Source organism: Achromobacter sp. D10 (assembly GCF_035282245.1).
Lineage (GTDB): Bacteria > Pseudomonadota > Gammaproteobacteria > Burkholderiales > Burkholderiaceae_B > Achromobacter > Achromobacter insolitus.
Map to the genome: position 1 here is coordinate 381225 of NZ_JAYJLE010000004.1, position 20759 is coordinate 401983.

Here is a 20759-nt window from a genome sequence, read left to right on the forward strand (position 1 = left end):
ATCGCGCTGGCGCGGTTCAGGGTTTCTGGATGCGGCTGGGATAGATGTCGTAGGTCTTGCCGCCCACCTTGATCTGGACGGCCTTCATGCGTTTGGTGCCTGCCTCGCGGTCGCGATTGCCCACCGCGACGATAGCGTCGCCCGGCTTGGCGGATCCTTCGACGAAGCCGGCGTCCTTGGTCTGGGTGGGATTGCCGAGCTCCACCCGCCAGACCCCGTCTTCGGCGCGTACATCCAACCAGGGATGCGGGGGCGCGATCTGCACTTGTTGAACGGTGCCTTGCAGCGTCATCTGTTCGGACTCCGCCCACGACCAGCCATGATGCGCCAGCGTGGCCGGCGCCACGCTCGCCAGTCCGGAAAGCACCAGCCCTGCCACAGCCGTACGTATGGAAAGCTTCATGTCGATCCCCTGAATTGCGGTTGGCTCCCCTTCCCCTTGCGGCGGCCGCTCGTGCGGGGCGCGTCCTGCGCAACCAGCATAGCGTGGGTTCATGCCATATCGGTCAATTCCATTTCTAAGAAATCACTTTAATTAAAGCACTTTAAGTTCAATATTTAGATGATATTAATCAATTACTTAAAAGCGATATTTCGGGCGAACAGGATGCCGGATTCGAGCTGAATTCCGTGAAATTTGGCTGTTTTGGGGAAAACCCGAAGAAACTTTTCTCGCTAGCCGGGGGTCGCAAATTGTTCAGGTGATTGTCAGGCACCGTCCCCCAAATGGCGCTGCCGCCCGCCACTCGCCGCACCCAACCGTGAGCCTCCGATGACACAGCCCACCTTGCGCTCGTCCGCGAATCCGGCCCTGCTGCTTCAGGCGCGCGCGCCCACCGGTTTGTCGGTCATGGATGCCACCATGGTGCTGGTGGGCGTGGTGATCGGGATTGGCATATTCGGATTTCCCCCGCTGGTGGCGCAGCACGCAGGTTCCGAGGCGGTTTACATCGCGCTGTGGTGCGCGGGCGGCCTGGTAATGCTGGTGGGCGCGCTTTGCTACGCGGAACTGGGGTCGGCCTATCCCGGCTCGGGTGGCGAGTACCTGTATCTGACGCGCGCCTGGGGGCGGCATGTGGGAATGATGTTCGCCTGGGCGCGTTGCTCCGTCATCCAGACCGGCGCCATTGCCGTCGTGGCATACATCTATGGCGATTACGCGCAACAGCTTGCGCCGCTGGGCGCGTACGGCCCGGCGTTGCACGCGGCGATATCGGTGGTGGCGCTGACTGCTCTGAACGTGGCGGGCACGCGCTACTCCAAGCGCCTGCAATGGCTGTTCACGGCGCTGACGGTGGCGGCGCTGGCCGCCGTGCTGGTGGCCAGCCTGGCCGCGGCGGGCGACAGTCCGTTGCGCGTCGACACCGTGCCCGCGCCGCTGGCGGGCAATACCGCCGGCTTGCTGGGCATGGGCATGGTGTTCGTGCTGCTTACCTACGGCGGCTGGAACGAGGCCGCCTATCTCAGCGGCGAGCTGCGCGATCCGGGCCGCAACATGAGCCGGGTACTGCTGATCGGCACCGCGCTGGTAACCGGCGCCTACGTGCTGACCAACCTCGCGTTGCTCGAAATCTTCGGCTTGCAAGGACTGCGCGACACGCCGGCGCTGGGAGCGGACGTGATGCAACTGGCCGCCGGACCCTACGCCGCCGCCCTGCTCAGCCTCACGATCTGCGCCACGGCGCTCAGTACCATCAATGGCACCATCATCACCGGCGCGCGGGTGTATTGCGCGCTTGGCCGCGATGTGCCGCGCCTGCGCGTACTGGCGGCGTGGAGCAAACAGGGCGAAACCCCGACTTCCGCGTTGCTGGTCCAAGGCGCGATCACGCTGGCGTTGATCGCGCTGGGCGCCTTCAGCCAGAACAGCGTGCAGACCCTGGTCGCCTACACCGCGCCGGTATTCTGGCTGTTCATGCTCCTTGTTGCGGCTTCGGTATGGCGTCTCAGGCGGATCGATCCCGACTGCCCGCGACCATTTCGTGTGCCCCTCTATCCCCTGCCCCCGCTGCTGCTGGCCTTGACGTGCGCCGGCCTGGTGTATTCCAGCGCCATGTACGCCGGCGCCGGTGCGCTGATCGGCCTGGCGGTGCTGGCCGCGGGCCTGCCTATGCTGCGCCTGCTGGGGCCGCCACAGGCGCGGATCTAGCCTTCTTTCCCCGGGCGGCCAGCCGCGCAAAGGCCACCCCGTCCGCAAGCCACCGCTGCAAGGAGCCCACATCATGCAAATCGCGATTCCTTTCTTCAGACCCGTTGCCCAGGCAAGCGCGCCGCAACTGCGCGCCGCCTTGCTGGCGTCGGCCGTGGCCTTGGCCCTGGCCTGCGCGCCGTTTCAAGCGCAGAGCGCTTCCGCCGCCGCGCAATCCGCCGAACAGAAAGCCGGACAGAAAGAATATGTGCCCGACGTCGGCCAGGACGGCAAGGACGTCATCTGGGTGCCCACGCCCCAGGCGTTGGTCGATACCATGCTGGACATGGCCAAGGTCACGCCCAAGGACCGCTTGATGGACCTGGGTTCTGGCGACGGCCGCACGGTGATCACGGCGGCGCAACGCGGCCTTAAGGCCCAGGGTATCGAATACAACCCGGACCTGGTCGAACTGTCGCGCCGCAATGCCGAGCGCGCCGGCGTCGCGGACCGGGCCACCTTCGTAACCGCGGACCTGTTCACGACCGACCTCACGCAGGCGGACGTCATCACCATGTTCCTGCTGTCGACCATCAACGAAAAGCTGCGGCCCAAACTCCTGGAGTTGGCGCCGGGCACGCGGATCGTGTCCAACTCTTTCCGCATGGGCGACTGGGAGCCGGACGCCGAGGAAACGATCCGGCAGGACTGCAATACCTATTGCACCGCGCTGCTGTGGATCGTGCCCGCCAAGGTGGCGGGCAAATGGGAGGTCGACGGCCAGCCCTTGCAACTGGAGCAGCGCTACCAGCGCCTGTCCGGCATGCTAGGCAGCGCGCCTTTGTCGGAGGCGCGCCTGAACGGCAATGAAATCTCGTTCGTGGCCAACGGCGTGCGCTACACCGGCACGGTCAACGGCAAGCAGATGAGCGGCAGCGCCGCAGGCCGGGGCAATTGGTCGGCCAAGCGGGTCTAGCGCGGCGGGCGCTGCGGGAAGCTGCGTTCGAAGATGCCCTCGGCGATGCGATTCTTCAGGATCTCGATCGAGCCGCCCGCTATCATCCAGCCGCGGCATCGCCGCACGCAGTATTCGACCAGCGATTCGCGGCTGTAGCCCAGCCCGCCCAGCACCTGTAGCGCGTCGTTGGCGACCTCGAAGCCGATCTGGTTGCAATAGGCTTTGGCGATCGCGGTGTCCGTGGCAGAGGGAAAGCCCGTATCGGCGGCGCTGGCAGCCCGGTACAGCAGCAATTGGGCGGCGTCCAGCTTGATGCGCATGTCGGCGAACTTCCATTGCAAGCCCTGGAACTCGCACAGCAGGCGCCCGAACTGTTTGCGCTGCATGGCCCAGTTGCGCGCCTCTTCGTAGGCATAGCGGCCCAGGGCCAGCGAACGCGCCGTGTTGCCGATGCGCTCCACGTTGAACCCGGCGATCTGTTTTTTGAAGCCGCCTTCGCCCAGCACCACCATGTCGTCCGCGACAAATACGTTGTCGAAGAAGATCTCTACCCATTCCTCGCCCGACATGAAGGCGGAGCGTTTGCCCAGTTTCACCCCGTCCGCCTTCGTGTCGATCAGCACCGAGCCGATACCGCCCGTGCCAGGGCCGAAGCGCACATAAGTCAGGATCACGCTGGCGTGCGGACCGTGGGTCGTGAAGATCTTGGTGCCGTTGATGCGCCAGCCGCCCTGCGCGCGCGTGGCGCTGGTCTTGAGCTCGGTCACGGCCGAACCGGCGTCGGGCTCCGTCATGCCGACCGAGATCAGGCCTTCGCCAGCCAGGAGCGCGCTCAGGTATTTCTGCTTTTGCAGGCTGGTGCCGTATTCGGCCAGCACGCGGATCGCCCCAAAATTGCCCGCCTGCACGACATCGGCGCTGCGCGGACACACCGAGGCCACCGTTTCGATGGCGATGACGGCGTCCATCAGCGAGCCGCCCACGCCGCCGTCCGCTTCGGCGATGGTGATGCCGAGCAATCCCTGGCGCGCCATTTTGCGGGCAACGTCCCATGGGTAGTCGTCGGAGTGCGCGCGCTCGACCGCGCCGTCGCGCAGTTCGCCCTGCGCAAAGCGCCGCACCGCGCCTTGGAAATCCAGTTGTTCCGGGGTCAGGTTGAAATCCATCTTTGTTTCCTGGTAGAGGGGGAATCTGATTTGGCGTCAGGCCAGCCGGGCCAGACCGTCCACGGCGACCACGCCGTCGGCGCGGACAAACAAGGGGTTGATCTCGGCTTCTTCAATTTGCACGCCGGTGGCGCAGGCCAGCCGGGAGAAGGCTGCGATGGCACGCGCCAGCGCCTGGCAATCGCCCTGCGGCAGCCCGCGAAAGCCGCGTATCAACCGGGTCTGCCGCACTTCGTGCATCATCCGAAAGGCCTCTTCCTCGTCCACCGGCGCCAGGCGCACCGCATAGTCAGGCGACAGTTCCGCGGCAATGCCGCCCGCCCCTAACAGCACGGTGGGGCCGACCAAGGGGTCGTGGCGGTAGCCCAGGATCATTTCGATCAGACGCGTTTCCATGGGCTGAACGAGAATGCCGTCGATGCGGGCGCCGGGCGCCTGGCGCCGGACGTTCTCCAGCATTTCTTCCGTAGCGCTGCGCAATGCGTCGCTATCGGCGATGCCGACTCGCACGGCGCCCAGTTCCGTCTTGTGCGCCAGATCCCGCGAACAGACCTTGGCGACCACGGGATATGGGACGGAATGGTCCAGCGTCGCCGGGTCGGCCAGCTGCCCGCGCGCCACGGGCACACCCAGGCGGCCGAACAATGCGCCGGCCTCGTGTTCGCTCAACATGCCTGCACGCGGCAGCTCCGCCGGCCAGGCGAAAGCCGTGCCAGGGGCTGGCGGCCTGCTCCCTTGGGCGAAGTACACCGCCAAGGCGTCCGCGCATGCCTCCGGCGTGCGGAAGGCCGCAATGCCACCTGCGTGCAGCAGCGCCAGCGATTCCGGCGCCTCGGGAGCCAGGAACACGGCCAGCGGCTTGTCTTCGGGTTTGTCGGCTTCCAGCAGCGGCTTGACCGCCAGCGCGGGATGGAACTGGGCGGACGACCCGACCACGCTCAGTACCGCGTCGCACCAGCCAGCGCGCAGCAGCTCCTCGAGCAACATCTTGTACTGGGCGCTGCTTGCCGCCAGGGTCAAGTCGATGACGGGCGTTTCGCGGATGCGCAACCCCTGTTGCGCCATGCGGTGCACGAAGTCGGGAGGCGGCGCCACCGCGACCATGCCGTGCAGTCCCAGGTTGTCGACCACCGTCGCTGCGCCGCCGCCCGTGGTGGTAATCACCGCGACCCGGGCTGGCTGGTCCGCGGCGCCAGGCGCGGGCCGCCTGCGGGTATGGCGGGATGCCAGCGGCGCGATTTCGAACAGCGTCTCCAGGTGACGCACACGCATCACCCCGTATGCCTTAAGAAAGGCGTCCACCGCGACATCATTGCCTGCCATGGCGCCGGTGTGCGATTGCGCCAGTGCGTCGCCCTGCTCCGAGCGCCCCAGTTTGTATGCGATTACCGGTTTGCCCGCTGCTTGCGCCCGCGCCAACGCCCGGGCCAGGGTGGCGGCGTCGCGCAAGGTTTCCAGGAACAGCAGGATGACCTTGGTATGCGGATCGTCCACCAGCGCATGGACGACCTCGCCTACGGTAATGTCGCTTTCATTCCCGACGGAAACGGACTTGGCGAAACCGAAGCCCCGCGCCGCCGCCCGGGATAGCAGCGATCCCATCATCGAGCCGCTTTGCGACACCATGCTGATTTCGCCGGCCAATAGCGTTTCGGCCTCGAATGCCGCATTGACCGAGACAATCCCGCCGGTATGCAGATTGGCGGAGCCGATGCTGTTCGGGCCCAGCAGCCGCAAACCCAAGGCGCGGGCCTGCGCCACCAGCTCCGCCTGGCGCGCCTGTCCTTCCGGTCCGGTTTCGCCGAAGCCGTCGGAGTAGATCGTTACCACCCGGGCGCCGGCCCGGGCGCACTGGGCAAGCATGGCCGCGACCTCGCGGCCCGGGATCATGATGAAAACGTGGTCGACAGGTCCGGGCACGTCGGCCAAGGAGGGATAGGCTTTTTCGCCCAGGATTTCGGCGCGTCCGGCATTGATGGGATAGACGGCGCCGGCGTATCCGTGCTTGCGCATGAAGCGCAATGGCCGGGCGGTGTTCTTGCCCAGGTCGCCGGAAGCGCCCACCAGGGCGATGGATCGGGGCGACAAGAGCGCGTCTGCAAAAGAAGTGTCTGACATGGATGAGGCTGGTGTCATGGATAGGCTGAGGGGAAAGCGTCAGGGCCGAGGCATGTCGGCTGCCAGGCGCAGCGCGCGCACCGGCATGCCGTCCAGGCGCCAGACGGCGTCGCGCAGCGCCAGCGCGCGGTCGCGGCCCAGCACCGGGCCGGCAAGTTCCTCGAACTTGTCGTTCAGGTCGGCATCGGACAACGGCGATTCGGGGTCGCCCTTGCGGTAGGGAGAATGGTGTTCCAGCGTCTGGCCGCCGGTGGTGGTGATCGCTATGCGTGCTGAGCGCGACTTCGGAAAGCCCGCGGTCAGCGTTTCGTCGGCACGCAGCTCCAGTCTTTGCATCAGCTGGCGCACTTGCGGGTCTTGCAGGCGCTGGGGCTCGAAGGCATTCAAGCGCACCGAGCCGTGTACCAGGGCGTGCGCCACGACATAAGGCAGGCTGAACTTGGCTTCAAAGGCCGTGCCGGGAGCGAAGTTGCCCGTCACGTCCAGCGCGGTCTGGTAGGTGTCCACGCGCAAGCGCTCGATTTGCTCGGCACGCACGCCGCGTTCCCGCAGCGCCAGGGCGCCGTCGATCGCTGCAAAGGTATGGCCGCAGCAGCCATGGTTCTTCTGGGTGATGTCGAGGATGTTGTAGCGAGCGCCCAGGCCGTCGACCGCCAGGCTCCAGTCCGGATCTTGCGCCAGTGCCGCTCCGAATCCGACCTTGCCTTCCAGGATGTCGGGCACGCCGGTAATGCCGTGCGCGGCGCCCTGCCCCGCCCGCACGCCGACCGCGGCCGCATGGCCTGCGTGCAGCGCCTTGCTCATTGCGTCGGAACGGAAAGCCTGTTGCAGGCCGCTGGCAAGCGTGCCGGCGGTGGCCAGCGCATGCAGCATGGTCTCGGGGTCGCCGGGCGCGCACAAGGCCGCCGCCGCTGCCGCGCCGCCGAAGCAGCCGACGGTGCCAGTGGTATGGAAGTACCTGTAATGCGCTGGCTGGACCGCGGCGCCGATACGGGTCGATATCTCGTAGCCCACCACGATGGCGTTCAGGAACGCCTGGCCGCTGGCGTCGGCGTCCTCGGCCAGGGCCAGCGCCGCCGCGATGGTCGGGCAACCCGGGTGGTAGATCGCGTCGCGGAAGATGTCGTCGAACTCGACGGCGTGGGAAACGCTGCCGTTGATCCAGGCCGCCGTGGCTGGGAATGCGGTCGTGGCGCAGCCTGGCAGGCTGGATCGGCCCGACCCCAGCTCCGCGCCATGCGCGCCCAGCAACTGCAGGCAGGGCTGGGTGCGTGTTCCCGGATACAGGGCCGCCAGCCAGTCGAGGAAGGCGCGTTTGGCGTGGTGGATGACCGCTTCCGGCAGCCTGGCCCGGGTGTCGTGCGCGCCATAGGCGGCAATCGTGTCCAGCAACATGCATGTCTCCGTTGTTGTCGCGGCGCGTTGGCGCATCGCTTGTCTCTGCCGATCACTCTATGCGTCCGGGCGCGTCCAGCGTTGATAAAAAGGAAAACGAGCGTTCTTGTTCCCGAGGGGGCGGAATTGGAGAACGTTGCTTTGCCAATTTTTCATACCGGCCGTCCCGCGCACTCCGTAAGCTGCATGCAACAACTAAAAAACCCGCAACACAAAGGAGGAAGTAATGAGCGACAGTAAGACCCCGCTGGGCTTCATCGGGCTGGGCGTCATGGGCGAGCCCATGTGCGCCAATCTGGTCCGCAAGTCCGGCCATCCCGTCTATGTGACCGACATCAGCCCCGAACCGGTCGCCCGGATCGGGGCGCTGGGAGGCCATGCGTGCGCCTCCATCGTCGAGGTGGCCCAAAGCGCGGAAATCGTGTTCCTGTCCCTGCCCAGCATCGTGCAGGTGGAACAGGTTTGCACCGGACCCGGCGGCCTGGTGGAGGCGGCCGGGCGTGTGCGCATCGTCGTGGACATGAGCACCAGCGACGTCACCCGCACGCGCAAGCTGGCCGAAACGCTGCGCGGCCACGGCATCGTGCTGGTCGACGCGCCGGTCGCCCGCATGCGCGAGGCCGCCAGGCTGGGCACGTTGATGATTACCGTGGGCGCCACGCGCGAAGACTACGAAACCGTATTGCCCTATCTGTCGTGCATGGGCACGGACGTGATGCTTTGCGGCGGCGTGGGCAATGGCCAGGTGGTCAAGATCATGAACAACATGGTGGTGTTCATGACTGTGCACGCGCTGGCCGAGGCCATCACGATAGGCCGCAGCGCAGGCGTGGACGGGACGCTGCTGCTGGACGCCCTGAGCAAGGGGTCGGCCGATAGCTTCGTGCTGCGCAATCCGGGCCAGAAGGCGCTCGCTGCCGAGAACTACCCGGAAAAGACCTTCCCCACCGAGTACGCGATCAAGGACATCCTGCTGGCGCTGGAACTGGCCAGGCAGGGCGAGGTGGACGCCCGCTCCGCCAAGCTGACGCACGACCTGCTGGAACGCACCCGCGCGGCAGGCTACGTCAAGGAGTACTACCCGGTGATGGTCAAGCTGATCGAACGCGGCTACCAGTAAGCCGGCCGGCCCACCGGGCGGCGCAGTCCGCGCCGCTCCTCCTATTCCGAGAAAACCATGAAATCATTATTTGCCAGGTGGGCGCTGCCCGCGTTCGCCGCAGCAATCGGCTTCAACTCGGCCGCGGCCGACTATCCGACCAAGCCCGTCACGCTGGTGATCGGCTTTACGGCGGGCGGCCCCACTGATGCGGTCGGCCGGTACCTTGCCCGCAAGCTCGAGGCCGAACTGGGCCAGACCGTGGTGGTCGAGAACCGCGCGGGCGCCAATGGCGTGGTGGCCGTGCAAGCCGTCAAGCGCGCTGCCGCCGATGGCTACACCCTCATGCTGGGCAGCAGCGGCACGCTGTCCATCGAGCCCGTCTACAAACAGAAGGTCGACTACCAGGTACTGAAGGACTTCCAACCCATCGCCCTGGTGGCGAGCTATCCGTACTTGCTGGTGGTGCCGTCGGGCTCTCCCTTCAATACCGTGCAGGAACTGATTGCCGGGGCGCGCAAGAAGCCCGGGACCCTTACCTTCGCGTCCGCCGGAAGCGGCGCGGTGAACCATCTTGCGGGCGAATGGTTCAAGAGCGCCGCCAAGCTGGATATCACGCACGTGCCCTACAAGGGCGACTCGGCCGCCATCGCCGACCTGGTCGCGGGCCGGGTCGACATGGCGTTCCTGAGCGCGATCGCCGCCATGCCCCAAGTGCAGGCGGGCAAGATGCGCGCCTTGGCGATCGCCAGCGCGGCGCCCTCGCCCGTCGCGCCTGGCGTGCCGACGGTGGCGCAGGCCGCGGGAATCCCGGGATTCACGGCCGAGCCCTGGAATGGCGTGCTGGCGCCACGAGGACTGCCGCCGGAAGTGACGCTGCGCCTTAACACGGCAGTCAACAAGATCATGGAGACCGCCGAATCCCGCGAAGCCTTGCTGAAACTGGGTCAATTTCCCATGACGGGCAGCGCGGACGATTTCGGGCGGCACATCCGTACCCAGACCGAGCGCTGGGCGCAAGTGATCCAGGAAAGCAACATCGCCAAGGCGGAATAAATGGACAACTCCCTGCAGTACCCCGAACTGAACCTGTTGATCGGCGGGCAGGCCCTTGCAGCGGGCAGCCGCCGCACCCTGGACGTCACGGATCCGGCCACGCTGGCCGTGCTGGGCCGCCTGCCCGTCGCAACATCCGACGATATCGACGCGGCCCTGGATGCCGCGCACCGCAGTTTTCCGCGTTGGCGCGATACGCCAGCTCTGGAACGTGCCGCAATCTTGCGCCGCGCAGCCGCCCTGATGCGCGAGCGCGCGCCGCGGCTGGCGTGGTTGATCACGCGCGAACTGGGCAAACCGCTGGCGGAATCCGAAAAGGAAGTGGCCACGGCCGCGGAAATGTTTGAATGGGCCGCCGAGGAAGCCCGCCGTACCTATGGCCGGCTGATCCCAGGACGCGTGGCGGGCATCCGCCAGATGGCGATTCCCGAACCTGTCGGGCCGGTGGCGGCGTTTTCGGGGTGGAATGCCCCCGCCATCACGCCTTCGCGCAAGATCGCGGGCGCCTTGGGGGCCGGATGCTCCATCGTCATTAAGCCGTCCGAGGAAACGCCGGCAATCGCGCTGGAAATCGGTCGGGCGCTGGCGGACGCAGGCCTGCCCGCGGGCACGCTCAACATGCTGTTCGGCGATCCGGGCGAGATATCGCGGCGGTTGATCGAGTCGCCGCTCATCCGCATGGTGACCTTTACCGGGTCGACTTCCATCGGACGCGAGCTGGCCGTGATGGCGGCCGCGGGCCTGAAACGCGCCACGCTGGAACTGGGCGGCCATGCGCCGGTGCTGGTGTTCGATGATGCGGATGCCGAAGCGGCCGCCGATACCGTGCTGGCGGCCAAGCTGCGGAACTCCGGCCAGATCTGCACCTCGCCTACGCGCATGTACGTACAGCGCGGCGTGTACGAACGTTTCGTGGCGCGCCTGGCGGAGCGCGCCCGCGGATGGCGCGTCGGCAATGGCCTGGATGCAGGTGTACAGATGGGGCCGCTGGCCAATCCCAGGCGGCTGGCGGCGATGGAATCCATGGTGGCGGACGCGCTGGCGCATGGCGCGCAGTTGGCGGCCGGCGGCACGCGGCCCGATCTGCCTGGCTGGTTCTGGGCCCCTACCGTGCTGCGCGATGCCGGGACCGACTGCATGGCCGCCCATACGGAACCTTTTGGCCCGTTGGCGCTGGTCAGTCCTTTCGATGACCTGGACGAAGGCCTGGCGCTGGCCAATCGCCTGCCATTCGGCCTGGCGGCCTACGTCTTCACGCGGGATTCCGCCATTGCCCGGACCGCCACGGAACGCATCGAAAGCGGCGTTGTCTGCGTGAACCACTGCCAGGCATCGCTGCCGGAGACGCCCTTTGGCGGTTTCAAGGACAGCGGCCTCGGCAAGGAAGGCGGCATCGAGGGCCTGCAGGAATTCATGCAAATCAAATACGTAAGCCAGATATAGGCCAACCTAGGGAGACAAACCATGAACAAGAAGATTACCGTCCTGCTGGCGTTTGCCGCCGGCACGGGATTGGCGCAAGCACAGGCGCCTTCGGCGGACGGCATATCGGACGGCGTCGTGCGCATCGGGGTGTTGACGGACATGTCAGGCGCCTATTCGGGCAACGTCGGCCCGGGGTCGGTACTTGCGACCAGGCTCGCTATCGAGGACTTTGGCGGCAAGGTGCTCGGCAAGCCGGTGGAAATGCTCTCGGCGGACCACCTGAACAAGACGGACGTCGCAGCGGGCCGCGCCCGCGAATGGATGGACCGCGAGAAGGTCGACGTGGTGACCGAGCTGGGCAACAGCGCCGTGGCCCTGGCCGTCATGAACATCGCTCGCGAAAAGGGGCGGATGACCATGGTGACCGGCGCGGGCGCCACCCGGATCACCGGTGAGGACTGCTCGCCGAACAACGTGCAATGGGTTTATGACACCTACGCGCTGGCCAAGGTGGGCACCCTGCCCCTGGTCGAGGCCGGCGCCACGAAATGGTATTTCGTCACGGCCGACTATGCGTTCGGGCATTCGCTGGAAAGCGATGGCACGCGCTTCGTGAAGGACGGCGGCGGCACGGTCGCGGGAACGGTCCGCTATCCCTTCCCCGGCACGGACTTCGCTTCCTTCCTGCTGGCTGCCCAATCCAGCAAGGCGGATGCCGTGGCTTTCGCCAGCGCCGGCGCGGACCTGCAGAACGAGATCAAGCAGGCCCGCGAGTTCGGCTTGGCCGAGCGCCAGAAGTTGGTCGCGATGCTGATGAGCATCACCGACGTGCATGGCGTGGGCCTGGAGGCGTCGCAGGGCATGACCTTTGCCGAAACCTTCTACTGGGACATGGACGACGAAACCCGGGCGTTCTCGCAGCGCTTTTTCAAGGTGGCCGGCAAGATGCCCACCGCCTTGCAGGCCGGGCAGTACTCGGCGGTGCTCAACTACCTGCGCGCCGTCGAAAAATCCGGGTCGGACAACGTGGACGTGGTGATGAAGACCTTGCGCGAAATGCCCATCCGGGACGCCTTCGCGCGCAATGCCCGGCTGCGCGAAGACGGCAAGCTGATCCACGACACCTATGTCGTCGAGGTGAAAGCGCCGAAGGAATCGACCGCCGCCTGGGATTACTACAAGATCGTCAAGACGGTACCGGGAGACCAGGCATTCATGCCTCTGGCCGAAAGCCAGTGCAAACTGGTCAAGAAATGAGCGCATCGCCATTGCTGACCGCCGCCTTGCCCGCCTACGAGGTGTACGCGATCCGCTACGCCACCGTGGCGCGGCGGGCAGTGGACAATTTCCTGTCGCGCAACGATGCGCACGACGGACCGATGCCCTTGGACTTCTATTGCTGGGTGGTGCGCGGGGGCGGCCGCACGGTGCTGGTCGACACCGGTTTCAGCGCATGCTCGGCCCGAGCCCGCGGCCGCGCCTTCTGCCTGCAGCCCGGCGCCGCGCTGGCACGGTTGGGCCTGGCGCCGGAGGACATCGGCGATCTCATCCTCACCCACCTGCACTATGACCATGCGGGCAACGTGGAGGCCTACCCCAACGCACGGGTCCATCTGCAGGATGCCGAAATGCGCTACGCCACAGGCCGCTATATGTGTTTTGAAGCGATGCGGCATTTTTTCTCGGCCGACGACGTGCAGGCGGTCGTGCGCCGGCTTTACGCGGGGCGAGTGCAGTTGCACGATGGCGACGCGCGCCTGGCGCCCGGCCTGGAGCTCTACCGCATCGGCGGACATACGCCGGGCCTGCAGGTGGTGCGCGTGCATACCGGCCGCGGCTGGATCGTACTGGCGTCGGATGCCCTGCACTACTACCGCAACTACACTGACCACAACCCCTTCCCCGCCATCTTCCATGTGGGCGACATGCTGGAGGGCTATGCGCGCATCCGATCGCTGGCGGATTCCGATGCGCACATCGTGCCCGGCCATGATCCCCTGGTGGCCAAGCGCTATCCGCGCATGGACGAAGAAGATGGCATCTATCGGCTGGACATGCCGCCATCATGAAGGAACCCGATATGCAAGAAGACGATTTCATTCTTGATCGCCTGGCCGACGCGGTGAATTCGCGCGAACGCCTGGTATGGCGCGGCCGTCACCTGGACACGGTGTTCCTGCTGGAGTCCGGCGACACCGCTCACCTCGTCACGGTGGCGGGCGGCCGTATCGAAGAGGTGCGGCGCGGCCCCTTCATCATGCCGCGCTGGCAATTCGCGCTGCGCGCGCAAGCCGAGGACTGGGCCCGCTTCTGGGTGCCCAAGCCGGCGCCGGGCTTCCATGACCTGATGGCCATGATCAAGTTCCGCCGCCTGCGCGCTGAGGGCGATCTCTACCCCTTCATGTCCAACCTGCTGTATTTCAAAGAGGTGCTGGCCTGCCCCCGCACCCCGGGAGCATGCTCGTGAACCGACAACAAGCCGTATTCGAACCGGTCGTGGGACGCTACCTGAGGCTGCTGTTGGGCGGGCGCGAGCACCGCGTGTACGTCGAAGAAGCCGGAACCGGCACACCCTTGTTGTGCCTGCATACCGCTGGCGCGGATACCCGCCAGTATCGCGCGGTAATGAACGACCCGGAGATACTCGAAAATTTCCGGGTTATCGCCTTCGACTTGCCCTGGCATGGCAAATCCTCGCCGCCCGAAGGCTGGCACGAGGAAACCTATCGCCTCACCTCGAAAGCTTATGCCGAGGCAGTCCTGGGCGTGGCGGACGCCCTGGCGCTGGAGCGGCCCATCGTCATGGGTTGCTCCATCGGGGGGCGCATGGTCCTGCACCTGGCGCTGGAGCACGCGCGACGTTTTGGCGGCGCCATTGGCCTGCAATCGGGGGCTCATGTCGACCCCTACTATGACCTGGAGTGGCTCAATCGTCCCGACGTGCATGGCGGCGAGGTCTGCGCCGGCATTGTTTCCGGCCTGGTGGGTCCGGGCAGCCCCGACAGGCATCGCTGGGAAACGCTGTGGCATTACATGCAAAGCGGACCCGGCGTGTTCAAGGGCGACCTGCACTTCTATACCGCCGACGGCGACATCCGCGAACGTGTCGCGGCTATCGACACCCAGCGCTGTCCGCTATGGCTGTTGACCGGCGAATACGACTACTCATGCACGCCACAGGACACCGAGTTCCTGGCAGGCCGCATCGCCGGTTCGAAGTGGCAGCTCATGGAGGGCATGGGGCATTTCCCCATGAGCGAGGACCCGGAGCGCTTCCTGTCGTATCTGCGTCCGGTGCTGAGAGAAGCGGCGGCATCGCGCGTAGAGAAATAACGCGAGCGGCGCCCGCCCGGCGCCGCCCGCTGCGGTTCCGGGCCTAAGCCGCTGTTTCTCTCAAGGCGCGCAACAGCTCGTCCACGGGACGCGCCAACTGCGTGGCGTCGCGCACGCAGACGTAGAACTGCCGTTCGGCCCAGGCGTCGCGCAGGCGCAGCAGCACCAATCCCATTGCCGTCAGGTAGTTGCGGGCGATGCCCTCGGGCACGATGCCTATGCCCAGGCCCTCGCGGATCATGCGGCAGCGGGTTTCAAAGTTGGATACCTGCAGCTTGACGTTGGGCGGGCGCGAAAGCGTCTGGCCCGCGTAGGCCAGGAATTGGTCCAGCGAATGGCGCGGGAAATAGCCCAGCAGGTCGTAGTCCAGCGCATCTTCCAGGAACAGCTCGGTGCGTTCAGCAAGCGGATGGCCCACTGGCACGACAAGGCCGACGCGATCGCGGCGGAAGGGAAACGAGGCCACCCCCGGTACCGGGTGATCGGCGTGATAAATGCCGATATCGACCGAGGCTTCCGCCACCATGCGCGGGATGTCGTAGCTGTGCGCATCGAGCAGGTCCACGCTGACGTCGCGGCGATCGGCGAGGAATCGGCCCATTACGCCGGGCAGGAACTGCAGGATCGTCGACGGATTCGAAGCCAGGCGGATCTTCGCCTGGCCGTCGGCCGAATAGCCGTTGATTGCCGATTCCGTCAATTGCACACTGCGCAGGATCGCCTTGGCGCGTTGATAGAGCAAGGCGCCCGCGGGCGTTGGTTCCACGCCGCGTCCGTGCCGATGCAGCAGTGTGCGGTCCAGGTGGCGTTCCAGCTCCGCCACGCGCTTGCTGGCGGCGGAAGTCACTAGATTCTCGCGTTCGGCCGCTTTCGACAGGCTTTTTTCTTCGACGGCCGCGACGAAGATTTCCAGTGCGGGAATGTCCAGCTTTTTCATACCGGCAATATACCGTGGCGCCACGCCATCAAGGAGGCTTCCACGTGCCCGATTTCTTCCGCCGTCATCCCGGCCTGGTCGTAGAAGCGCTGGCGCTGCGCCACCACATCGCGCACGTGGTCGAGGATGTCGCGAGCCACCGCTTCGGAACGCAGACCGAAGCGCCGGTATTCGCTCAGGCAGTTCTGGAACGAGCTTTCCCGGCCGGCCTCGCCGATGTGGAGGTAGTGCTTGGCCGAGCCCTCCTGCGTCACCACGTCGAACAGCGGCGACAGGCGGTAGGTCTGGGCGCCCTCATCCTTGAGGAAGCCCACGTTCTTGAGGTGGTCGTCGGTGTTGTGCACGGCCACGTTCAAGATCATGCGGGCATATAGTTCTTTCAGGTCCTGCACGGGATTGGACGAGACGCGGCGAGTGACATCCGCCAGCCGCGCATAGGAATATGTCGCTTTGCCGCGCGGGCCGTCGAGTTCGCGTTTGCCGATACGCACCGAGGGGCTGATCAGGGAAGCGCCACTGAGGAAATGACGGCGGGCAACGACGGGGTCGGCTCCTTGTTCCACCGGCAGCAATTCGCGGTCGAAGCGATGCGTGAGCAGCACCGCGCCCAGATGCGTTTCAGCCAGCCGGATCTCGGGCACCGTCAGGCCGATGGCCCGGGCCATTTGCAGGTTGGCGTACTCGACGCGCTGACGGTCGTAGGAGTCGCCCTTGCGCGGAAACTTGGCGATCCACATTTCGCCGTGCTCGTCGCGCACGATGGTTTTGGGACGCGCGCCGCCGATATCCCAGGAACTGCCGAGGATGTCGCGATACAGCCCCTTCGGCTTTACGCCCTGGTCGATGTCGGTCAGCAGGTCGGCCAGCGACTCCAGCTGGCTGAGCTCGGGAAGACGGTAGGTCTTGCGCATGTTCGGCGTGAGCTGGCGCGCGCTGAAAAAAAGCGCCCCCACGCCCATGCCGCGGCCCTTGAGCAGGACTTCGTCTTCGGTCACGCGGGCGCCGGCGTTGTCCACGCGCATGACGTTGCGGCCCCAGGCGTCGGGCGCTGCGTCGAAGATCGCGCCCAGCGTCTCGTAGCGGCTTTCCGTGCGATAGGTCGTCCGCGCGTCCGCAAGCGGCAGGTTCAGCGGATCCAGGGCGAACGCCCTCGGATCGTTCACATAGGACTGCACGTAGGTGAATTCGGCATAGAAATGGCTTTCGTCCGAGTCGTCCAGCGTCAGCAGTCCGGCCAGTACGGCCTCGCCGCGGATGTCGACGTAGACATACAGCTCGCTTTCCACCGATTTGTGTTTCTTGGATTGCACGATGTACGGACGCTACAGCAAGGTGGGATCGGCGCGGTGCGCGTTTGGTGCCTTGGCGCTACCGCGGTTCGGGCGGCGCACGGCGTCCAGGCGCTTGCCCACGCCGTCGAGCTCGGGGTCGCCCAGGCCGTAGACCTGGTCGGCATAGCCGTATTGCAGCAGGGCTTCGATGGCCAACGCCAGCGACACGCCGCCGTCGCCCTTTTCCAGCCGCGTGATGGTGGCGCGGGACACGCCCATGCGGCTGGCCAGCGTGGATTCGGTTTCGGCGCGGCGCAGCCTGGCGGTCCGGATGTTGGCGCCGATTCGGGCTAGCGCTTCGGCGGCTTCGAAGCTGGGTTCGATCTTCTTTTTCATGACTCAATAATAGTGCTTTATTGACGAATATGCACTATTAATGAGTCATTTTTTAATGCCGCCTCGATTCATTAATGAAGCATATCTTGCAATTATGCTCTATTAATAGCGCATTTCTTGCAGAGCTACGTCACCACCGCTTGCTCCAGGCGCAGCGCGCCCCGGCTCGTGTCCAGCGTTACCTGTGCGCCCAGCGGCAATGTCAGGTTCGGATCGCCGTGGCCGCTGGGCCACCCGGCCAGTACCGGAATGCCGCGCCCGCGGAACTGGTCGAGTATCAGGGGATACAACATCCCTTGAGCCTGGGCATCGTCCATGGACACGCCCAGGATGCGCGTGAAGTTGCCGACCAGCACGCCTTTCAGGTCATCGAACTTGCCCGCGGCCGCCAATTGGCTCAAGAGCCGGTCGATACGTGGCAAGGCCTCGTTGACGTCCTCGATGAACAGAATGGCGCCGCGGGTGTCGATTTCGTGGTCGGAGCCGATCAGCGCCCCAATCAGCGCCAGGTTGCCGCCGATCAGGCGACCGGTCGCCGTGCCCGGTACCAGTTCCGTGGCGGTGGCATAAGGGGGCGGCGCGATCCACGTCCCCTGCCCCACTTGGCCGGTAATCATGGACAGCAGATGAGATTCGGTGGGTTCGCGCTTGCCCGCCAGCAAATCCTGCGCAAGCATCGGTCCGTGGAAGGTCACGAAGCCGGCGCGCCGCTGCATGGCCAGATGCAGCGCGGTAATGTCGCTATAGCCAATGAACGGTTTGGGATTCTGTCGCAGCAGGTCGAAGTCCAGCTGGTCCAGCAGGCGCCAGGAACCGAAGCCGCCTTGCAGGCACCACACGGCGCCCACGTCCGGCGCCGCGAAGGCGGCGTGCAGATCCGCCAGCCGTTCGGCGTCCGTCCCGGCCAGATAGTCATAGGGCGCGTCCAGCCTTGAGCGCGAGGCCGGCATGACCTGCGGCACATAGCCGCGCGCCAGCAACCATTCGGCCGCCTCATCCGCCGCATCGGGGGCGGCGGATGCGGGTGCGACGATGGCGATGCGCGCACCGGGCTTCAGCGCCGGCACTGCCGCGGCGGCGCCCGCCACCGGCGGCGCCGCAGGAGCGGGCCTGGCCGGTTGCGGTGTCCGGCGCGGTTGTGGCGTCCTGGCCGCGCAGCCCGCCAAAGCGGCGGACAGGCACAGCGCGCCCGCATTGATCAGAAAACCCCTGCGTCCGGAGTGCCGCTCCGGTCGCTGGCCTTGCGGCGCTTGTTCCATAGTCATTCCTGCTGCCGTCAGAAGCGTTCGTATTCCAGGCGATAGCGCCACTGCCCCAGAGCCAGCCCTGCCATGGGCAGGCGGCCGATGCGGATACGCCGCAGGGCTTGCAGGCGCAGTCCCACCGTATCGCATGCATATTCGATGAACCCGGGCGCGGGCGTCTTCAAGGCGAAGCGCAAGTGGGTTTCGTTCTGCCAGCTGACCTTCATGGGCGTTGCGGCGCGGCCTTCGTAGGCCATGCCGCGTTGCAGGCGCGCCAGATCGGCCGCGCTGAGCTGGCCGGACACCTGGGCCACGTACTCTTGCTCGACGTAGCGCCCTTCTTCCACCAGCTTGCGCGCCACCGGGTATTCCTGCGTATAGACAACCAGCCCGCTGGCCGCGCGTTCCAGCGGCGTGACGAGTTTCATGCCATTGAACATACGCTTCAGATAGCGTTGGCCCGAGCGGTCCCCGGGCATCAGGTTCTCGGGCAGGATCAGGCTGCGCGCCGAGCCGGGCTCGTCGTTGGCGTACAGGCCCGCGGGTTTGTGCAGCAGGATGGTGACGGGGCGCGCATCTTCCAGGCGCGCGCCCGGCAAGAGGCCGACGGATTGGCCCGGGCCGACCCGGAACCCGGGCTCTTCCACACGCTGGCCATCCACGGTGGCCCAGCCGCCTTCTATATAACGTTCGGCGTCGCCGCGCGAGCAGGACAGTTCCGTGGCCAGGCGCTTGGCCAGGCGTACGCTTTCGCTCATTGCGCCACCGTCTTGCGGATGGAGATTGCGAAACCGGGCCAGGAATGTAAGGCGCCGATAGGCGACGCCAGAGGGTGCATCATCATGAGGTATTGCCGGGGTGTTGCGGAAAAAGCGGGCCGTGCGCCCGCGACGTGAGGCAGATGTTACGCCCTTCCCTGGCGGCTCGCCCGCCGACGGAATACGTCATCCGGTGCGTTGGTGCTCAGACCGGCGGGAATCCTGCGCGTTCGGCGGGCGTCTGGCCGAGATCGGCGTCCGCGGTCAGCGCGGTGGGCGCCGGCACTTCGTCGATCCAGGCTTTGAGCAGCGTATGGGTTACCGCCAGGATCACCGGGCCGATGAACAGGCCCACGATGCCGAACGCGAAGAGTCCCCCCAATACGCCGACCAGTATCAGCAGCAACGATAGATTGACGCCGCGTTTGATGAGGAGCGGCCGCAGCAGGTTGTCCAGCATGGCAACCAGCACGGCCCACACCAGCAGGATCGCGGCGGCCAGCTTCATGTCGTTCTGGAACAACCAGACCACGCCGCCCAGCATGGGCAGGAAAGGCCCCAGCTGTGCCAGGCACAGCATCACCATCAATGCGGTCAGGATGCCGGCGGCCGGCACGCCCGCGATCCACAGGCCGATGCCGCCCAGGCCGGACTGCACCACGGCGGTCACTACGATGCCCAGCGCCACGGCGCGTATCGCCTGTCCGGCCAGCTTGACCGCTGCCAGGCCGCGCTGTCCGGCCAGCCGGTTGAAGAAGCGCCGCACGAAATCGACCGCAACTTCACCCTTGGTGTAGAGAATGCCTGCGACGACCACGGTGATCAGCATGTGCACCATGAAAGCGCCTACGATGGCGGCGTGTCCCAGCAGCCAGGCGACGGCGCTGGTCAGGTAGGGCTCCAGCCTGGCCAGCAGGCCGCCGGCGCCAGCGTCCGACAGGGTCTGCCATTCCTGGGCGATCTTGGGGCCCACCAGCGGAATGCCGTGCACCCAGTCGGGCGGCGCCAGTAGCGCATAGTCGGGCAGCCGCTTGACCGCGGCCATGATGGCGCCGCTATGGAGCGCCAGGGTTGAAATGACTTCATACAGCGGCAGCACGATGACGAACAGCAGGATGACCAGCATCGTCATCGTCGCGATCCAGCGCCGTCCGCCGCAATAGCGCTGTATCGCCTGCATGACAGGCCATGTGGCCACGACAATGGTGGTCGCCCAGACAAGGCCCGGCAGGAACGGGCGCAGGATATAGAGGCTGCCTGCCATCAAGCCGGCCAGGATCACGATGACCAGAATGATGCGGGCGAGATCGACCGTCTGGCGTGGAAGCGGATTCAAGCGCGGCTCCTGACAGGGCCGGCGGCCCTGAATCCCGACGCATCACCGTCAGCAGGCGCCTGCCTGCTGATACACGTGGATGCGTTTTTGACGAATTTATCCGATATTCCCGTGGACTTGTACAGAACCGCAGGAGGAA

Annotated in this window: 19 protein-coding genes; 9 read left to right on the top strand and 10 right to left on the bottom strand. The window is 65.9% G+C overall.

Annotation, left to right across the window (positions count from 1 at the left end):
• Positions 1–16 precede the first annotated feature (16 nt).
• Positions 17–403, bottom strand: coding sequence for a DUF6152 family protein (locus VCS63_RS14095; protein ID WP_063640634.1), 387 nt, complete (start codon positions 401–403; stop codon positions 17–19).
• 369 nt (positions 404–772) lie between these two features.
• Between VCS63_RS14095 and VCS63_RS14100 the strand changes: the two genes are divergently transcribed.
• Together VCS63_RS14100 and VCS63_RS14105 are read left to right on the top strand one after the other, a co-directional pair.
• Positions 773–2149 carry an APC family permease gene (locus VCS63_RS14100; RefSeq protein WP_416373283.1) on the top strand — a complete coding sequence of 459 codons (1377 nt, stop codon included), beginning with the start codon at positions 773–775 and terminating at the stop codon, positions 2147–2149.
• Positions 2150–2222: 73 nt separating this feature from the next.
• A complete protein-coding gene (locus tag VCS63_RS14105; RefSeq protein WP_197723185.1) occupies positions 2223–3104 on the top strand; it encodes an SAM-dependent methyltransferase in 882 nt (293 codons plus the stop codon).
• On the opposite strand, the gene VCS63_RS14110 is transcribed toward VCS63_RS14105, so the two are convergent.
• From VCS63_RS14110 to VCS63_RS14120, 3 genes are read right to left on the bottom strand one after another with little or no spacing between them, the layout of a single operon-like run.
• Positions 3101–4252 (bottom strand): acyl-CoA dehydrogenase family protein, encoded by a 1152-nt coding sequence (locus VCS63_RS14110; protein WP_323880111.1) that lies wholly within the window; start codon positions 4250–4252, stop codon positions 3101–3103. The genes VCS63_RS14105 and VCS63_RS14110 overlap by 4 nt on opposite strands.
• Before the next feature lie 36 nt (positions 4253–4288).
• On the bottom strand, positions 4289–6370 hold the full coding sequence (locus VCS63_RS14115; protein WP_323880112.1) for an acetate--CoA ligase family protein: 2082 nt from the start codon (positions 6368–6370) through the stop codon (positions 4289–4291).
• 39 nt (positions 6371–6409) lie between these two features.
• On the bottom strand, positions 6410–7765 hold the full coding sequence (locus VCS63_RS14120; RefSeq protein ID WP_323880114.1) for an MmgE/PrpD family protein: 1356 nt from the start codon (positions 7763–7765) through the stop codon (positions 6410–6412).
• A gap of 226 nt (positions 7766–7991) precedes the next feature.
• On the opposite strand from VCS63_RS14120, the gene VCS63_RS14125 reads away from it, so the two are divergent.
• From VCS63_RS14125 to VCS63_RS14155, 7 genes are read left to right on the top strand one after another with little or no spacing between them, the layout of a single operon-like run.
• Positions 7992–8885 carry an NAD(P)-dependent oxidoreductase gene (locus VCS63_RS14125; protein WP_063640629.1) on the top strand — a complete coding sequence of 298 codons (894 nt, stop codon included), beginning with the start codon at positions 7992–7994 and terminating at the stop codon, positions 8883–8885.
• Between the two features lie 57 nt (positions 8886–8942).
• On the top strand, positions 8943–9920 hold the full coding sequence (locus VCS63_RS14130; RefSeq protein ID WP_042793574.1) for a Bug family tripartite tricarboxylate transporter substrate binding protein: 978 nt from the start codon (positions 8943–8945) through the stop codon (positions 9918–9920).
• Positions 9921–11363, top strand: coding sequence for an NAD-dependent succinate-semialdehyde dehydrogenase (locus tag VCS63_RS14135; RefSeq protein WP_076813487.1), 1443 nt, complete (start codon positions 9921–9923; stop codon positions 11361–11363).
• Between the two features lie 21 nt (positions 11364–11384).
• Entirely contained in the window at positions 11385–12602 is a 1218-nt protein-coding gene (locus VCS63_RS14140) for an ABC transporter substrate-binding protein (protein WP_323880116.1), read from the top strand.
• On the top strand, positions 12599–13414 hold the full coding sequence (locus VCS63_RS14145) for an N-acyl homoserine lactonase family protein (RefSeq protein WP_323880118.1): 816 nt from the start codon (positions 12599–12601) through the stop codon (positions 13412–13414). The genes VCS63_RS14140 and VCS63_RS14145 overlap by 4 nt, the downstream gene beginning before the upstream one ends.
• 11 nt (positions 13415–13425) lie before the next feature.
• Complete coding sequence (locus tag VCS63_RS14150) at positions 13426–13812, top strand: hypothetical protein (RefSeq protein WP_323880119.1); 387 nt, start codon at positions 13426–13428, stop codon at positions 13810–13812.
• Positions 13803–14678, top strand: coding sequence for an alpha/beta hydrolase (locus VCS63_RS14155; protein WP_323880120.1), 876 nt, complete (start codon positions 13803–13805; stop codon positions 14676–14678). The genes VCS63_RS14150 and VCS63_RS14155 overlap by 10 nt, the downstream gene beginning before the upstream one ends.
• A gap of 43 nt (positions 14679–14721) precedes the next feature.
• Here VCS63_RS14155 and VCS63_RS14160 read toward each other — a convergent pair whose 3' ends face one another.
• The 6 genes from VCS63_RS14160 to ydiK all read right to left on the bottom strand — a co-directional run bounded on the left by VCS63_RS14160 (position 14722) and on the right by ydiK (position 20620).
• Entirely contained in the window at positions 14722–15615 is an 894-nt protein-coding gene (locus VCS63_RS14160; RefSeq protein WP_042793577.1) for a LysR family transcriptional regulator, read from the bottom strand.
• Positions 15612–16925 carry a HipA domain-containing protein gene (locus tag VCS63_RS14165; RefSeq protein WP_323880122.1) on the bottom strand — a complete coding sequence of 438 codons (1314 nt, stop codon included), beginning with the start codon at positions 16923–16925 and terminating at the stop codon, positions 15612–15614. Before VCS63_RS14165 ends, VCS63_RS14160 begins: the two co-directional genes overlap by 4 nt.
• Before the next feature lie 12 nt (positions 16926–16937).
• Positions 16938–17282, bottom strand: coding sequence for a helix-turn-helix transcriptional regulator (locus VCS63_RS14170; RefSeq protein WP_063640624.1), 345 nt, complete (start codon positions 17280–17282; stop codon positions 16938–16940).
• Between the two features lie 125 nt (positions 17283–17407).
• On the bottom strand, positions 17408–18541 hold the full coding sequence (locus VCS63_RS14175) for a S66 peptidase family protein (RefSeq protein WP_416379195.1): 1134 nt from the start codon (positions 18539–18541) through the stop codon (positions 17408–17410).
• Between the two features lie 17 nt (positions 18542–18558).
• A complete protein-coding gene (locus tag VCS63_RS14180) occupies positions 18559–19284 on the bottom strand; it encodes an RNA pseudouridine synthase (RefSeq protein ID WP_042793579.1) in 726 nt (241 codons plus the stop codon).
• A 205-nt stretch (positions 19285–19489) separates the two neighbouring features.
• Positions 19490–20620: an AI-2E family transporter YdiK gene (ydiK, locus tag VCS63_RS14185; protein ID WP_063640623.1), complete on the bottom strand. Its 1131-nt coding sequence runs from the start codon at positions 20618–20620 to the stop codon at positions 19490–19492.
• Between the last annotated feature and the right edge of the window lie 139 nt (positions 20621–20759).

Coding starts and splice junctions, on each gene's coding strand:
- VCS63_RS14095 (WP_063640634.1), bottom strand. CDS start 403: ATGAAGCTTTCCATACGTACGGCTGTGGCAGGGCTGGTGCTTTCCGGA.
- VCS63_RS14100 (WP_416373283.1), top strand. CDS start 773: ATGACACAGCCCACCTTGCGCTCGTCCGCGAATCCGGCCCTGCTGCTT.
- VCS63_RS14105 (WP_197723185.1), top strand. CDS start 2,223: ATGCAAATCGCGATTCCTTTCTTCAGACCCGTTGCCCAGGCAAGCGCG.
- VCS63_RS14110 (WP_323880111.1), bottom strand. CDS start 4,252: ATGGATTTCAACCTGACCCCGGAACAACTGGATTTCCAAGGCGCGGTG.
- VCS63_RS14115 (WP_323880112.1), bottom strand. CDS start 6,370: ATGTCAGACACTTCTTTTGCAGACGCGCTCTTGTCGCCCCGATCCATC.
- VCS63_RS14120 (WP_323880114.1), bottom strand. CDS start 7,765: ATGTTGCTGGACACGATTGCCGCCTATGGCGCGCACGACACCCGGGCC.
- VCS63_RS14125 (WP_063640629.1), top strand. CDS start 7,992: ATGAGCGACAGTAAGACCCCGCTGGGCTTCATCGGGCTGGGCGTCATG.
- VCS63_RS14130 (WP_042793574.1), top strand. CDS start 8,943: ATGAAATCATTATTTGCCAGGTGGGCGCTGCCCGCGTTCGCCGCAGCA.
- VCS63_RS14135 (WP_076813487.1), top strand. CDS start 9,921: ATGGACAACTCCCTGCAGTACCCCGAACTGAACCTGTTGATCGGCGGG.
- VCS63_RS14140 (WP_323880116.1), top strand. CDS start 11,385: ATGAACAAGAAGATTACCGTCCTGCTGGCGTTTGCCGCCGGCACGGGA.
- VCS63_RS14145 (WP_323880118.1), top strand. CDS start 12,599: ATGAGCGCATCGCCATTGCTGACCGCCGCCTTGCCCGCCTACGAGGTG.
- VCS63_RS14150 (WP_323880119.1), top strand. CDS start 13,426: ATGCAAGAAGACGATTTCATTCTTGATCGCCTGGCCGACGCGGTGAAT.
- VCS63_RS14155 (WP_323880120.1), top strand. CDS start 13,803: ATGCTCGTGAACCGACAACAAGCCGTATTCGAACCGGTCGTGGGACGC.
- VCS63_RS14160 (WP_042793577.1), bottom strand. CDS start 15,615: ATGAAAAAGCTGGACATTCCCGCACTGGAAATCTTCGTCGCGGCCGTC.
- VCS63_RS14170 (WP_063640624.1), bottom strand. CDS start 17,282: ATGAAAAAGAAGATCGAACCCAGCTTCGAAGCCGCCGAAGCGCTAGCC.
- VCS63_RS14175 (WP_416379195.1), bottom strand. CDS start 18,541: ATGGAACAAGCGCCGCAAGGCCAGCGACCGGAGCGGCACTCCGGACGC.
- VCS63_RS14180 (WP_042793579.1), bottom strand. CDS start 19,284: ATGAGCGAAAGCGTACGCCTGGCCAAGCGCCTGGCCACGGAACTGTCC.